Here is a 13,532-nt window from a genome sequence, read left to right as displayed (position 1 = left end):
CCGACGTCTTCGCCCACTTCTCCGCGATCTCCTCGAGCGGCTTCCGCAGCCTCGACGAGAACCAGAAGGTGGAGTTCGACATCACCCAGGGCCAGAAGGGCCCGCAGGCGGAGAACATCCGCCCGCTCTGATCCCACTCCTTGCGTACGGCGGTCCGACTGGTTCAGCGGGCCGCCGTTTGGCATTTCCGGAGAACGAGCCGCCGGGGTGATTCACTGCCTGAGCTAGACTTCCTCCGCGTGGATCACCGGCCGCGCCGGCTCAGGCGAGCTTGATTTCCTGCACCGCGCCGGTCTTACGGCTCAGTTCCAACTCCTTGACGACGGAACCCGCCACCGGGGCATCGGTGGACGCCTCGTCATTCTTCTCGTCGTCGTCCTTGCCTCGGCCCTTGTCCGACATTTTAGTCTCGGTGTCGGCGGTGCCGACGTCGTGCACAGCCACGATGTTCGGGTGCGACAGACCCGCCACGGTACGGGCCTTTCGATTGAACCGCGCTGGAAGCGATGTACCGGCCGAACCGGCCGGATGCAGCACCTTGACCGCCATCTGACGCTCCGTCCGAGGGTCGAAACGGTGCCAGACCTCCGCCGTACCGCTACGGCCCAGGCCAGGCGCTGGGTGCGATGAGTCCCTTCGGGCGCAATCCCTTCTGCTGCCGGTGGGTGTCCGCGAGGTCTCCGAACAGCTCGGTTGGACGAAGGTCATCGGGTGGCGAAGCCGGCCAGAATGACCTCGACGGCGCGATCGAGCACCGCTGCCGGAACCGGCGTCGCCGCGGTGGTCTGGGCGAGGCCGCGGATCAGCAGGTAGAGCTCCTCGACACCGACGTCCTGCCGGACGCTGCCGGCTGCCTGGGCGCGGCGCAACGCCGTGTCGACCGTCGACTTGAGCTCGTTCGACACAGCGACGACGGCCGGTGGTGCATCGTCGCCCAGCATCGAGGCCAGCGTGAGCTTGCTGGCGCCTCGTTGAATCATTTCGCGGATCAGCGCGGACAGTGCCATGCCCGGGTCGGGTGCGGCGGCCGAGGCCCGGGCACGGTCGAGCAGGCCGACGAAGTGCCGCACCAACGCGGCCTCGACCAGCTTCTCCTTCGTCGGGAAGTGCCGGAACACGGTGGCGATGCCGACGCCGGCCAGCCGCGCCACCTCTTCGGTCGAACCGGCTTCGCCGCGCGCGCCGAAGACGTGACCAGCGGCGGCGAGGATGCGCTCACGGTTCTCTTGTGCATCCTGGCGCATGTGAGGACTTTAACCGAAGTCTCGACTTCGTTACGCTAAACGGAGTCCAGACTTCGTTGAAGGGCAGAGACAATGCGCACGCCCGAAGAAACCGTCCGCGCCGTAGCCGCTGGGGTCTGTCGCCTCATGCGTGGCGGCCTTACCCCGGCTGAAGAAGCGGCTCAGCTCGACGAACTGGCCGCCTGCTACGCCGAGCGCACCGACGTACGACACCCGATGAACCCGCTCGGCGACACCCCGCTGCGCAGTCGGACCGCGTTGCGCGAACACTTTTCCGCCGGCGCCGGTCCCACCGGGGTTCAGCGCTACGACGTCGTCGAGGACCGCGTGCACCCGACCGCCGATCCCGAGGTCGTGATCTTCGAATTCCGGTACGCCGGCGTGATCGACGGCCGCGCCTTCACGGTGCCTTGCATCTTCGTGGTGCGGGTCCGCGACGGCGAGATCGTCGAGTCCCGCGATTACGTCGACCACGTGGCCGGTGCCCGCGCGTTCGGCCGCTTGCCAGCCTTGGCCGCCGCGCTGACCACCGGCGGATCGCCGGACCGGTCGGGCGCGTGACGATCAGCCAAGCACGGTCCAGCCCGGCTCGAGGTCGACCACGTCCCCCGTGACGGCGTCGAGATCGGCATCCGCCTCTGCCGCCGCATGCAACCGCTCAAAGCGTTCATCGAGGTAAAGCTGATGATCCTCGGCCGTGTTCCATGCGGACAGGACGAGGAAATCCGCCTCGGCGCTTTCGGCGAAGATGCTGCCCCGCATACCGCGGGACGCCGCCATGCCGGGATTCCACACCTCGACCTGAGCTCGGATGAAGTGGTCACGACGGCGCTCCCGCACTTGGCAGTGCGCCAGCCGCAGCAACGAGGAACCGTCGAGGCCGGCGGGGAGGCCGGCGGCGATGCCGCGCCTCTGCTCGAGAACGCGTACCCGCAAGTCGTCGTAGGTGCCCGTCTGAGCGGCGGCGATGCGATCGTGAGCGCAATCCATGAATGCTCGGTAGGCGGGCGGGTCGCTCCAGAATCCGAAGATCTGCGCCACGCCCGGCGCCTTCCTGCTCCAACCGCCACCTTGACCCAGGAACCCCGGAACGCCGGCCAGTTGGGTCCAAGCGCGCTGGCCGAAGTCGAACGCCGCACGGTCCGTTGTCCAACACCTGATCCATTTGATCAGCACGAATAGATCTTAGTCGAGCTGATCGCCATCCGGATCTGCCGCTGATCGGCGTTGGCACCAACGGCAGATCTGGGCAGTTCGTGTGGATCCGGTTGCGCTGGGGAAGCCCCGCGCGCTTCGTCCTCGTCGGGAACCAGCCGCGTAGCGTTGGCCGGCGCACCGGCGCCTCACGGCGACCCCACCGCACATGCGCAACGCCTCGGGATGAATCGGGCCCTGACCGGGCCTGCCGGTCGGGGCGGTGCTGTTGACCCCGGCATCGTCCTGGTCGTCGCCAATTCACCGCTGTCGCGACGGGCCCCTCCGGCACCGCGGGCGTAACGAGAAATGCCGGCCGTGAACCCGCAAGGGGGCTCACGGCCGGCATAGGAGGAGACGGCTGAAGCGTTCAGGAGAATCTGTCGCGTCCGAGCCGTCGGGTGGACCCGCTCCACTGGAACGGGCGGACCCACCCGGCGTACGCGAATCAGCTGGTGAAGCGCACCCGCCGGCGGCGGAAGACGAGCACCGCGCCGGCGCCGGCGATGAGCAGCAGCACACCGGCACCGATGACGGTGGCGGTCGCCGATCCGGTCACCGGCAGGTTCTCGCTGGCGTTCACGAGGGTCGGCGACGGCGACGCCGAGCCCGTGCTCTCACCCGGCACGGCGGGCGACGCCGGAGAGGCGCTGGCGGTGGGAGCCGGAGTGGGGGAACTGGTGCCGGGAGCCGGCGCGGAGGTGGTCTGCACCGGCGCCGGGGTGAAGGTCGCCTCGGCGGCGCCGGTCACCGTCTTGCCCACGCTGGTACCCAGGATCAGCTTCTGGTGCTTGTCCTTGCCGCCGCTGTAGAGGAAGACCCGGCCGAACGAGACCGAGTTCTCCGCGGTGACCTTGGCGGTGACCTTGCCCTCCTGGCCGGCGGTCAGCCAGAACTGCGCGCCGTTGGTGGTGCTGGTGAGCGGCTTGCCCGCCGCGTCGACCGCCTGGCCGCCGGTGACGGTCAGCGCGATCTCGCCCGCCGGGCCCTTGACCGTGAACGGCCCGGCCTTCTCGCCGACGCTCGCGCTGGCGGTGCCCGGGGTGATCGACAGCTCGGCGGTCGGCTCGGGCTGCGCGACCGCGTTGGCGGTCAGGTAGTCGTAGACCTTCTTGATGACCGCGTACTCGGACTCGGTGGTCAGCCGCTGGTCGGCCTGCCATGCGCCCAGGTCGACGCCATCGCTGAAGTGCCAGACCGCGGTCTGCGTGCCGAAGTAGAGCAGCCGGTCGCGGTTGCCCTCGTTCAGGCCTGCCGAAGCGGCACCGGCCGCGGTGAGCAGGCCGGTGGCGTCGGCGTTCGGGTAGCCGTGCGACAGCACCCACTGCACCTTGCCGAGGTTCTTGACCTCCGACTCGCCCCAGCTGCCCTCGGTGTACTGCTCCTTGGTGGCGACCGGGGTGTGGAAGTCGATGCAGTAGACCGGCACGGCGGCCTGCCCCTGCAGCGTCAGCGTGAGACCGCCGACGGACTGGCGCTTGGCGTCCAGCAGCAGGGTGACTCCGCTGAAGCTCGCGCTACCGGGAACGCCGGTGACCGGCGTGTCAGCGGCGGCGGGAGATGCGAAGCCGAGCAGCGCGAGTCCACCGACCGCGGCGGCCAGGGCCGCCTGCGCCCACCGCCGTCCTCTTTGTTCGAACATTTGGAACCCGTACCTCTTCCCCAGGGTTTACGTCTGTCGTCCTTAGCGCGGAGACCGTCGATTCCCCTGTGTCGAACGCTCCGCATGCATAAGGCGCAGCGGCATTATGCGTGAGAAATCGATCGATTGTCACGTCCGGGAACGGTCATCCACAATGCGTGGCGGACTTGCTACGCGATGCGAAAGTTGGAGGTCCGGCGCGGGTGGGCCGCAAAATGTGGAGGCCGCGCCGGTCGACCGCGAGCCTCTGCCGCAACTTTCAGTGGCGGATTGAAGCCATTGCGGACCGTGCTGCACGCCGGTATGCCAGGTGGCCGGGTATGCGACATTGGGTCTGGTGCCGGATACGGAACTCGACCGGCTATCGGAAATTTCGGCCCCGCCACAATGGACGCCAGTCCGCCTCGGTGATTTCGGACCGCGGTATCGACGCCGATGGCGGGCGGGTTCCGGATCCGGTGGTCCGGGCCGCCGGTATGCCGCCACGGCCGGCGTCGGCGGAGAGAACTCGGCGGTCGGCTGATCCGGCGCGGTGGCCAGTTGGCTGCCGTGCCGCCGGTGGCTGCGGTGTTTCAGGGTTTTCTGCCTCCGGGGCCGGTGGCGAGAGCCCGGGTCATTGACTCGGTTCGATCAGGTCGGGAGGATTTCCGGCAAGTTTCCTTACGATTGGACTTAGTCGAGAGGTCGCCGCCGAATGACCCGTCCCCGTTTCGCCGGCCTGTTGGCGGGCCTGCTCGCCACCACAGGACTCCTCGTCCCGCAATCGGCCCAGGCGGCCCCCGCCGCCAGTGTGCAGGCGTGGTTCAGCTCCGAGTCGCGCACCGCGGGCTACGAGCCGAAGAACGCCAACTGGTACACCAGCCCCGCCACCGGCCTGGCCGGCACCCCGTACCAGCTCAGCAAGCAGGCCGACATCGCCACCACCGCGGCCGGCGGCAGCGCCACGATCTCGGTCGACACGAATCAGAAGTTCCAGACCGTGCTCGGCGTCGGATCCTCGCTGGAGGAGTCGACGATCTTCAACCTGGCGCGGATGAGCGCGACCGGCCGCACGAGCGCCCTGCGCGCGCTGGTCGACCCGAGTTCCGGGGCGGGCTTCAACGTCGCCCGGATCACGTTCGGCACCAGCGACTTCACCTCGCACGATTTCTACACCTACGACGACGGCCCGGCCGACCCGTCGCTGTCGCGCTTCTCGATCCAGCGGGACATCGACTACAAGATCATTTCGACGGTACGCGAGGCACTCGCGATCAATCCGAATCTGAAGATCTTCGCGAGCGCGTGGTCGGCGCCGCCCTGGATGAAGAGCAGCAACGCGATCATCACCGGCAGCCTGCTCGACCAGTACATCCCCACGCTGGCGACCTACTACCGCAAGGCGATCCAGGCGTACGCCGCGCAGGGTGTCCCGATCTACGGCCTGACCCTGCAGAACGAGCCGTTGTTCGAGCCCGCCGACTACCCGGGCATGCGGGTCACCGCCGACCAGGAACGGCGCCTCGCGATCGCGCTGCGCTCCGAGCTGACGAACAACGGGCTCGGCGGCACCAGGATCTGGGCTTTCGACCACAACTTCAGCGAAGGCGTCTCGTACGCGCAGGGCGTCCTGACCAACGACGCGCGCTCCTCGGTCGACGGGATCGCCTTCCACGATTACGCCGGCGACCCGTCCGCGATGGCGACCGTCAAGGCGCAGTTCCCCGACAAGGACGTGCTGATGACCGAGCGCTCGGTGTGGGGCACCTCGGGCGCCGACCGGGTCGTGCAGTACTTCCGCAACCAGTCCACCCTCTACGAGGGCTGGGTCTCGATGCTCGACCAGAACCGCTCGCCGGAGCGCTGGAGCGGCTCGCCCGACCCGACGATGCTGGTGCAGAGCTCGTCGAACCCGGACACGTTCTGGAAGACCCCGGACTACAACATGATCGCCCAGTTCTCGAAGTTCGTGCGGCCCGGCGCGAAGCGGGTGGCCACGGGCTACGGCTCGACCGGCACGGTCACCAATGTCGCCTTCGTGAACCCGGACAACTCCCTGGTGACGGTCGTGGTCAACCAGACCGCGTCGAACCAGGCCTTCACGCTGCGCGCCGGTGGCCGACAGTTCAGCAGCACCCTGCCGGCGAAGACCACCGGCACCTACGTGTGGGCCGGCGCGGGCGACGCGGGCGCGAGCCCGTCGCGCTCGGGCCAGATCACCGGCATCGGCGGCAAGTGCGTCGACGTCCCGGGCGCCTCCTCGGCCAACGGCACCCAGGTGCAGCTCTACACCTGCAACGGCTCGTCGGCGCAGACCTGGACGGTCGGCTCGGACGGCACGGTCCGCGCTTTGGGCAAGTGCCTGGACGTGAACGCCGCCTCCAGCACCAACGGCACCAAGGTCGGAATCTACGACTGCAACGGCACCGCTGCCCAGCAGTGGACCGCGGGCACCGACGGCACGCTGCGCTCCCTGGGCAAGTGCCTGGACGCCACCGGCCCGTCCTCGGCCGACGGCACGAAGTTGCAGATCTGGGACTGCTTCGCCGGCGACAACCAGCGCTGGACCCTTCCGTAATCCCGTTCCGGCGCCGCCCGACCCTGACCCGGCAGGGCGGCGCCGGACGTACCCCGATCGGTGTCGGCGCCGGTGGCCGCCGCGCTGGTCAGCATCGACGTCCGCGCCGGGGTCGGACCCGCCGGCAGCCGACCGGACTCCAGCGGCGTTGCCGTCAGCCGATGTGGCCGGCGAGCGGGCGCAGCATCGCCAGCAGCGCGCCCGGGTCCGGAATGGATCGGAAGAACGCGGCATCGGTGGCCTCCACGGCGGCGATGGCCTGTCGGGCGACCTCCGCCCCGCGCTCGGTCACCCGCAGACGTCTGGCCCTGGTGTCGGCCGTGTCGACCGCACGCTGGATCAGTGACTTGGCCTCCAGCTTGCGGAGCACCTGGGAGGTCATCTTCACGTCGGTGCCGGCCTGCCTGGCCACGCTGAGCTGGTTGGGCGGCTCACCGTTGGAGTTCAGCCACCACGTGGTGGCCAGCAACACGAACTGCACGTGGGTCAGGTCCAGCGGGGCCAGCGCCGCGGCGATGTCGCGCTGCCAACGCAGCGTGACGTGCCACATCAGGAAGCCGGGACTGTCGTTCGGGTCGAGTGCCATGGTTCAGCTTTCCGCCAGCCGGACCAGAGCGGCGAGGACATCGGGGAAGTCGGCGGTGATCGCCGGGCCGAGTTGCGGCCCGACCTGGTCGGCGGCGGGGCCGCTGATCTCGGTTCGGTAGACCACCCGGGTCTTCCCGGACGCCGCCGGTTCCAGCGAGTGCACCGTACGGACGACGAAGTCTCCCGCGTCCAACTCGTCGGTGAACAGCTTCCCCGGCACGACCTCGGTCAGCCGCATCCGCAGCGGGTCGTCCCCGGGCGGGGTCATGGTGAACATCGTGCCGGCCGCGAACGGACCCTCAATCTCGATCTTCTCGATGCCCACGTTCCACTGCGGCCACTGCGCCACGGACGACCAGTGATGCCAGAGGACCTCGGGCGTCGCGGTCGTCTCGACGCTGTGCTGGTAGTCCCACATGATCGCTCCCTGCTCGGTTAGGATGCGCGAAGATTATCTATGCGAAGACTATCTGTCAACCCGAGTCGCGTGTCGGAGGTGTGCAACGCACTCCGAAGTGCGTACTTCCCGATGGAGAGTCGGCGCGTCATCGTGGAGCAGCATTCCGCTGGGTGGTGACAACCAGCGACGGCGCTCTGTTCGCGGTCATTTCATCTCCTGTTCGTGCTGGTTGCGGGCGCCTCGGCGACAACTACGCGTGAAATACTCGGCTGGCGGATCCGCTTGGACGCGGCGCCGAATACACGTCTGTACCGGGCGTTCCCGGAGCTCGGCGTCCCCTCACACGCGGCTCTCCGGGACGCGCTGACGGCAGATCAGCAATCCGGCCGGAGGAGGCCGCCGCGCGCTGGAAGGCGACGGCCGGCTCGCGTGGCCGGGAGACGGAACATCGTGCGCCGTACGTCAGCGACCGGCGGGAAAGTCAGTCAGCTGACGAAGGCTATGGACCGGTAGCGTCCGGCACGCTATTGAGGTAGTTGGATCGCCGCGGCCTGAGCGGCGACTACGAGAGGATGTCACCCATGCCTTTTGTCACCACCGGTGACGGTGTAGAGATCTTCTACAAGGACTGGGGCTCGGGGCAGCCGATCATGTTCCATCATGGTTGGCCGTTGAGCTCGGACGACTGGGACGCGCAGCTGCTGTTCTTCGTGCGGCAGGGTTTTCGGGTGATCGCGCACGACCGTCGTGGGCACGGCCGTTCGGCGCAGGTCGGCGGTGGGCACGACATGGATCACTACGCGGCCGACGCCGCGGCTGTGGTGGCGCATCTGGATCTGCGTGACGTGGTGCACGTGGGTCACTCGACAGGTGGCGGCGAGGTGGCTCGTTACGTGGCCCGGCACGGCGCCGGCCGGGTGGCCAAGGCCGTGCTGATCGGCGCGGTCCCGCCGCTGATGCTGCAGACCGAGTCGAACCCGGGCGGCCTGCCGATCGAGGTCTTCGACGGCTTCCGCGAGGGCGTGGCCACCAACCGCTCCCAGTTCTACCTCGACGTCGCCTCCGGGCCGTTCTACGGCTTCAACCGCCCCGGCGCCCAGGCCTCCCAGGGTGTCATCCAGAACTGGTGGCGGCAGGGCATGACCGGCAGCGCGCTGGCCCACTACGAGGGTGTGAAGGCGTTCTCGGAGACCGACTTCACCGAGGACCTGACGGCCATCGACGTGCCGACGCTGGTGATGCACGGCGACGACGACCAGGTCGTGCCGATCGCGGACTCCGCCGAGCTGTCGATCAAGCTGCTCAAGAACGGCACGCTGAAGGTCTACCCGGGCCTGTCGCACGGCATGTGCACGGTGAACGCCGACACCATCAACGCCGACCTGCTCGCCTTCATCACCAGCTGAGGCGGCGCCACCGGGACGGCCAGGCCGCGTGGCCGTCCCGGTGGATCAGGTCCGGCCACGCGGCGGCCCGGTCAATGGGACAGGGCGTCGACGGTACGTGCCACGGCCTCGGTGAGCAGCGCCTCGTCCACCGACTCCAGGACGCCGGTCATCTGGAACGTCAGCATGTTGCGGCCGTGGATGACCACCACGACGACCTGGGTGGCGCGCGCCGGCCCGGAGCTCAGGTCGAAGGCGACGGTCCAGCTCTGCGTACCGAAGCCCGGATCCGGGCGGTCGACGAGCCGGAACTTGAGGTCGTGGGCGGGCGGCGCCGCGGGGAGCACGAAGGACCGGCAGCGTTTCCACCCGGCCATGGCGGCGGCCTCGGCGCCGGCCGGGATCGGCGCGGCCGTGGTGTTCGCCGTGATGGTGAGGCTGCTGGACACCAGGTGGGTGACGTCGGTGCCGTAGCTGCCCCGGAACTGGCGCACGGGGCGTACGCCGAGGTCGTCGAGGAAGGCGAGCCGGTAGACGTCGCCGCACTCGGGCGGCACGATCCGCGTGGTGTCGTCCGGTTCGTCGACGGTGTTCTCGACCGCCTTCAGCCGCCAGTAGGACGGCAGCGCCGGGACGGCTGCGGCAACGATCCGCCGCAGGTCGGCCTCGGTGAGCGGACGGCCGGGATCGGCCGGCGGGCCGGCCGGGATCGAGGTGGCGGTGGCGACCGGACCGGGCCGGGCGGCCGGCTTGCGCTCCGGCCCGGCGGTCGGAACGCCGGGGCCGAGCATCACGACGCCGGCCATCGCCGTGATCGCCGCCGTGATCGCGGCGGCATGCCGGACCGGTACCCGGACGCGTCGCCCGGCCCACCACAGCAGGACCGGCGTCAGCAGCAGCGCGGCGACGCAGTACCAGGTCACCGGCAGGCCCACGGTGAGGCGGACCAGGAACCAGCGGACCGGACGGTCGCCCCGGATCTCGGCTCCCAGTTGGACGGCCGACACCACGATCGTGACCAGGGCGCCGCCGGTCAGGGCCCGGGCCGGCGACGCGTCGCCGCGCCCGGCCGCGACGCCGAGCAGCACCGCGAGGCCGGCGATCGCGCACAGCCAGGCGCGTTCCTGTTCGAGTTGGAGCCACCGTTCGTAGTCGGTGGTGAACCGGACGACTGTGGAGTGCGCGACCACGGCGGTGGCGCCGATCGCGGAGCCGGCAGCCACGGCGCGCCGGGCCGCGGCGTCGAGGACGCCGCCGGCCGGGCCGGCGGCGATCACCAGGAGCAGCAGGCCGAGCGGCAGGGCCAGGGCCAGCAGCGGCCAGGGACGGTTCGACAGCCCCCAGGCGAGGGACGCCAGCCGGAGGTCGTTCCGGACCACGCCGTCGAGCACCGGCAGGGTCCAGATCAGCCCGGTGCCGGTGGCGCCCAGGGCCAGCAACGACATGACCCGCAGCCAGCCGCTCCCCGGCCGATGGCGGAGGCCGGCAAGCGGTTCGGCCAGCAGCGCTGCCGCCGAGACCAGCACTGCTCCCGAGACGGCCAGCAGCACTGCCATGACCACGGCGCCGGACCAGCCGGGCAGGTTCAGGAAGGTGGTGCTCAGCTGGGTCGGCCGGGTCGGCAGCAGATAGCGGCCGAGGACGAGGCCGGTGGCGAGACCGGCCGCCGGTCGCCACCAGCGGCGCGGCAGACCGGCGTCGCGCAGCCGCCGGCATCGTCGCAGCAGCGACGGGCCGAGGCCGCCGCTCAGCATGGCGCTCGCGGCGGCCGCCGCGATAACCCGGCTGTCGGAGGCGGTTCCGAAGCGGGAAAAGGTAAGAAACAGGTCGTCCACGGCGGTCGCGGTGATCATCGCGACCGCCCCGACGAGCGCCGCGTGACCGAAGCCACCCTCGGCCGAGGCCTCCGGCCGGGACAGCGCCGCGAGCCGATCGGCCGGTGCCGGGTGGCGGGCCAGCGCCCGCCTCAGCGGGCCGGGGCGGCGCGCGGCCGGCGGCGCCTGCGCCAACAGCCGGCTCAGCGCCGCCCCGCGACCGGCCGCGGCCACGTAGCGGTCCGCCTCCCGTTCGCGCAGGCGCAGCAGGTACGCGGTCAGCGGCACGACGGCCAGCGCGATCCCGAGCCCGCGGAGCGCCGCGGCCACCCCCGGCCGGCTGTCGAACCCGTTCAGGACGCCGGGCGCCGTGGCGGCCACCATCACCGGCAGGGTCAGCAGGGCCAGTCCGCGCAGGCCGTTCACCCAGACGACGTCCCGGGCGCGGACGTGCGCGATCTCGTGCTCGACCACCACGTCGAAGCGGCCGGGATCGGCATGGGCGAGGGCCACCGCGAGCGGCAGCACGATCAGCGGGCGCCGGCCCGGCGTGGCGGTGGTGAACGCCTGTCGCACCGGTGGACCGGCCACCAGCAGGCCCGGTCGTGACGATCCGGTCAGTCCGTGCCGCTCACACAACTGGCCGAATCGGGCGGTCGCCGGCTCGACCACGTACCGCCCTCGATGTCGTCTCAGCCGGAGGCGGTCGATCAGCGGAACCAGCACCAGGAGACAGCCGAAGGCGACGGCGACGGCGACCGCCGCCGTCAGCACGATGTCCTTCCGGACCTGCTCGGGCCGGGCGAGACAGCGCAGGTACGCGTACCCGTGCTCGGCGTCGTCATACGGCGGCGGGAACTTGCGTTCGCAGACGGTGATGCCCACGGCGTAGCGGGTGACCGCGTCGCCGTCGCCGTAGAAGTACACGTTGCCGGCGACCAGCGCGATGCCCAGCAGCACGCCGGCCAGCAGCAGGTGGAGCCAGCCCAGCGGGCGTGGCCGGGTCACTCGCCGCCGGCGTCGCTGATCGTGGCGACGACCGCGTCGGCCAGCTGATCGGCCTGCTCGGGGGTCAGATCGAGAGCCAGCGCCTGCCGTACGCACGCGTCGCGCAGCCGGCCGACGTGCTCCTCGGTGAGCTCGGGCAGCGCCTCCCGCTTCCTGCGGCGGCGCGCCCAGCGCAGCAGCCCGGCCCCGGCCGCGGTGCTGCCGACCACCAGGATCTCGCTGAACGCCGACGAGATCGCCTGGAGGACCACCTCGGAGATCATGGCGGCGTCGATGCCGAATCCGACAGAGGAGCCGGGCGGGCTGCTCCGCTCGCGCCACTGCTCGGCGACCCGGTCGTAGAAGGGGAGCTCGTCGGGCGCCAGCCGGGCCACGGCGCGCCGGCCGGCTTCGGTGACCAGATCCTGAACGGTGTCCGCCTGCACTGCCACCCGCTCGCCCTCCAGATCGACTCGCGCCGATGATAGGCGTTCCGGGCAAGCCGCCGCTCGCCCGATCTGGCGGAGTCGAAGACGCATCGGGTCCGGCACGTCCGGTAGCGCCCGGCGATCGTATTGATGACCGGCTACGCCCGTTCGGTACCCTCTTATCCGGCCTGACAACGCCTGACAACAGCGTCTGACATGGGGGACGGATGGAAGACGAGCGCGCCGCGGCCGAGTTCACCCGGGACGGAACGGTCGCCGAGAAGTTCGCCGACCAGTTGCGCGCGCTGCGGGCCGCCGTGGGCAACCCGTCGTTCCGGAGGATGGCCGGGCGGTCGGGCCGGATCTCGCACACGACGCTGCACGAGGCCGCCGCCGGGACCAGGTTCCCGTCCTGGGAGACCACGCGCGAGTTCGTCCTGGCCTGCGACGCCGACGAGGCGGAGTGGCGGCGCCGGTGGGAGGACGTCCAGCGTCCGGGGACCGGCGCCACCGACGCGCCGGCCGCGACCGGTACCCCCACCATCGTGGACGCCACGACGACCGTTACCGAGCGGCCGCAGACGGTGGAGGACGAGGTGACCGGCGCCCGGCGGCGCCGGTGGTGGTGGCCGGCCGCGGCCGCGGCGGCGGTGACGGTCGTCGCCCTGGGTCTCGCCGTTCGCGGCCTGTCGTCCCCGGACGACTCCGGCGCCGTGACGGCGCCGCCGTCGCCCTCGCAACAGTTCTCCGACGCGTTGATTCCCGGGGATTCGAGCCGGTTCGTCGGCGACGTCACCATCCCCGACGGCACGCAGGTGAAGGCCGGCTCCCGCTTCGTGAAGGTGTGGGCGCTCGCGAACGACGGGTCGGTCACCTGGCACAACCGTTTCCTGGCGCGGATGGATCCGACCGGCGACGAGGACAGCTGCCGGGTGCCGGACCGGGTGGTGATCGGCGACACGCCCCCCGGCGAGCAGGTGATGATCAGTGTTCCGGTCACCGCGCCGGACCGTCCGGGCAAGTGCTGGGTCAGCTGGAAGATGGTCGACGAGAACGGCCAGGCGTTCTTTCCCACCCGCCGGCCGGTGTACTTCATGGTCACCGTCATCGCCTGACGCCGCCCGGATGTCAGGGTGCGGCCGCCGGGTGTCAGTCCCGGCGCCGGGCAAGCTGACAACACCGCCTCCGTCCAGGTCAGAGACGGTACGACGGATCTGACAGGACGGCGGGGTACCGAACAACAGGCTCCTTCTCGCAGGGTGATGTCCGTTCCCGACGCGACTCCCCACCACG

13 protein-coding genes are annotated in these 13,532 nt (G+C 70.3%); 5 read left to right on the top strand and 8 right to left on the bottom strand.

Annotated features, from left to right (window positions below):
• Positions 1-131 (top strand): cold shock domain-containing protein (locus Asi03nite_RS29590; protein ID WP_203683780.1); only part of this gene is annotated, 131 nt, incomplete at its 5' end.
• Between the two features lie 130 nt (positions 132-261).
• Here the strand turns inward: Asi03nite_RS29590 and Asi03nite_RS29585 are convergent.
• Together Asi03nite_RS29585 and Asi03nite_RS29580 are read right to left on the bottom strand one after the other, a co-directional pair.
• Positions 262-549, bottom strand: a complete 288-nt coding sequence (locus tag Asi03nite_RS29585) for a hypothetical protein (RefSeq protein ID WP_203683776.1) — start codon at positions 547-549, stop codon at positions 262-264.
• Positions 550-704: 155 nt separating this feature from the next.
• Positions 705-1,244, bottom strand: coding sequence for a TetR/AcrR family transcriptional regulator (locus Asi03nite_RS29580; RefSeq protein ID WP_203683775.1), 540 nt, complete (start codon positions 1,242-1,244; stop codon positions 705-707).
• 72 nt (positions 1,245-1,316) lie between these two features.
• On the opposite strand from Asi03nite_RS29580, the gene Asi03nite_RS29575 reads away from it, so the two are divergent.
• Complete coding sequence (locus Asi03nite_RS29575; protein WP_203683774.1) at positions 1,317-1,805, top strand: nuclear transport factor 2 family protein; 489 nt, start codon at positions 1,317-1,319, stop codon at positions 1,803-1,805.
• A gap of 3 nt (positions 1,806-1,808) precedes the next feature.
• Here Asi03nite_RS29575 and Asi03nite_RS29570 read toward each other — a convergent pair whose 3' ends face one another.
• Complete coding sequence (locus Asi03nite_RS29570) at positions 1,809-2,420, bottom strand: DUF4937 domain-containing protein (protein ID WP_203683773.1); 612 nt, start codon at positions 2,418-2,420, stop codon at positions 1,809-1,811.
• Between the two features lie 466 nt (positions 2,421-2,886).
• The gene (locus tag Asi03nite_RS29565; RefSeq protein WP_203683772.1) at positions 2,887-4,080 is read right to left on the bottom strand and encodes a thioester domain-containing protein; all 1,194 of its coding nucleotides are present in this window, start codon (positions 4,078-4,080) and stop codon (positions 2,887-2,889) included.
• Between the two features lie 694 nt (positions 4,081-4,774).
• Between Asi03nite_RS29565 and Asi03nite_RS29560 the strand changes: the two genes are divergently transcribed.
• A complete protein-coding gene (locus Asi03nite_RS29560) occupies positions 4,775-6,637 on the top strand; it encodes a ricin-type beta-trefoil lectin domain protein (RefSeq protein WP_203683771.1) in 1,863 nt (620 codons plus the stop codon).
• A gap of 154 nt (positions 6,638-6,791) precedes the next feature.
• Here Asi03nite_RS29560 and Asi03nite_RS29555 read toward each other — a convergent pair whose 3' ends face one another.
• Positions 6,792-7,223, bottom strand: coding sequence for a MarR family winged helix-turn-helix transcriptional regulator (locus Asi03nite_RS29555; RefSeq protein WP_203683770.1), 432 nt, complete (start codon positions 7,221-7,223; stop codon positions 6,792-6,794).
• Between the two features lie 3 nt (positions 7,224-7,226).
• On the bottom strand, positions 7,227-7,643 hold the full coding sequence (locus Asi03nite_RS29550; RefSeq protein ID WP_203683769.1) for an SRPBCC family protein: 417 nt from the start codon (positions 7,641-7,643) through the stop codon (positions 7,227-7,229).
• Between the two features lie 563 nt (positions 7,644-8,206).
• On the opposite strand from Asi03nite_RS29550, the gene Asi03nite_RS29545 reads away from it, so the two are divergent.
• The gene (locus Asi03nite_RS29545; protein WP_203683768.1) at positions 8,207-9,031 is read left to right on the top strand and encodes an alpha/beta fold hydrolase; all 825 of its coding nucleotides are present in this window, start codon (positions 8,207-8,209) and stop codon (positions 9,029-9,031) included.
• A 71-nt stretch (positions 9,032-9,102) separates the two neighbouring features.
• Here the strand turns inward: Asi03nite_RS29545 and Asi03nite_RS29540 are convergent, their stop codons facing one another.
• Both Asi03nite_RS29540 and Asi03nite_RS29535 read right to left on the bottom strand, forming a co-directional pair.
• On the bottom strand, positions 9,103-11,832 hold the full coding sequence (locus Asi03nite_RS29540) for a M48 family metallopeptidase (protein WP_203683767.1): 2,730 nt from the start codon (positions 11,830-11,832) through the stop codon (positions 9,103-9,105).
• Positions 11,829-12,263 (bottom strand): hypothetical protein, encoded by a 435-nt coding sequence (locus Asi03nite_RS29535; RefSeq protein WP_203683766.1) that lies wholly within the window; start codon positions 12,261-12,263, stop codon positions 11,829-11,831. The genes Asi03nite_RS29540 and Asi03nite_RS29535 overlap by 4 nt, the downstream gene beginning before the upstream one ends.
• Positions 12,264-12,466: 203 nt before the next feature.
• Between Asi03nite_RS29535 and Asi03nite_RS29530 the strand changes: the two genes are divergently transcribed.
• Complete coding sequence (locus tag Asi03nite_RS29530; protein WP_203683765.1) at positions 12,467-13,354, top strand: NBR1-Ig-like domain-containing protein; 888 nt, start codon at positions 12,467-12,469, stop codon at positions 13,352-13,354.
• Positions 13,355-13,532 lie beyond the last annotated feature (178 nt).

Source organism: Actinoplanes siamensis, from assembly GCF_016862395.1.
GTDB classification, from domain to species: Bacteria; Actinomycetota; Actinomycetes; order Mycobacteriales; family Micromonosporaceae; genus Actinoplanes; species Actinoplanes siamensis.
This window is presented reverse-complemented; position numbering and strand designations above follow the sequence as displayed.

What these genes read in the sequence shown, in the direction of transcription:
- Asi03nite_RS29585 (WP_203683776.1), bottom strand. Translation starts at nt 549, where the DNA reads ATGGCGGTCAAGGTGCTGCATCCGGCCGGTTCGGCCGGTACATCGCTT.
- Asi03nite_RS29580 (WP_203683775.1), bottom strand. Translation starts at nt 1,244, where the DNA reads ATGCGCCAGGATGCACAAGAGAACCGTGAGCGCATCCTCGCCGCCGCT.
- Asi03nite_RS29575 (WP_203683774.1), top strand. Translation starts at nt 1,317, where the DNA reads ATGCGCACGCCCGAAGAAACCGTCCGCGCCGTAGCCGCTGGGGTCTGT.
- Asi03nite_RS29565 (WP_203683772.1), bottom strand. Translation starts at nt 4,080, where the DNA reads ATGTTCGAACAAAGAGGACGGCGGTGGGCGCAGGCGGCCCTGGCCGCC.
- Asi03nite_RS29560 (WP_203683771.1), top strand. Translation starts at nt 4,775, where the DNA reads ATGACCCGTCCCCGTTTCGCCGGCCTGTTGGCGGGCCTGCTCGCCACC.
- Asi03nite_RS29555 (WP_203683770.1), bottom strand. Translation starts at nt 7,223, where the DNA reads ATGGCACTCGACCCGAACGACAGTCCCGGCTTCCTGATGTGGCACGTC.
- Asi03nite_RS29550 (WP_203683769.1), bottom strand. Translation starts at nt 7,643, where the DNA reads ATGTGGGACTACCAGCACAGCGTCGAGACGACCGCGACGCCCGAGGTC.
- Asi03nite_RS29545 (WP_203683768.1), top strand. Translation starts at nt 8,207, where the DNA reads ATGCCTTTTGTCACCACCGGTGACGGTGTAGAGATCTTCTACAAGGAC.
- Asi03nite_RS29530 (WP_203683765.1), top strand. Translation starts at nt 12,467, where the DNA reads ATGGAAGACGAGCGCGCCGCGGCCGAGTTCACCCGGGACGGAACGGTC.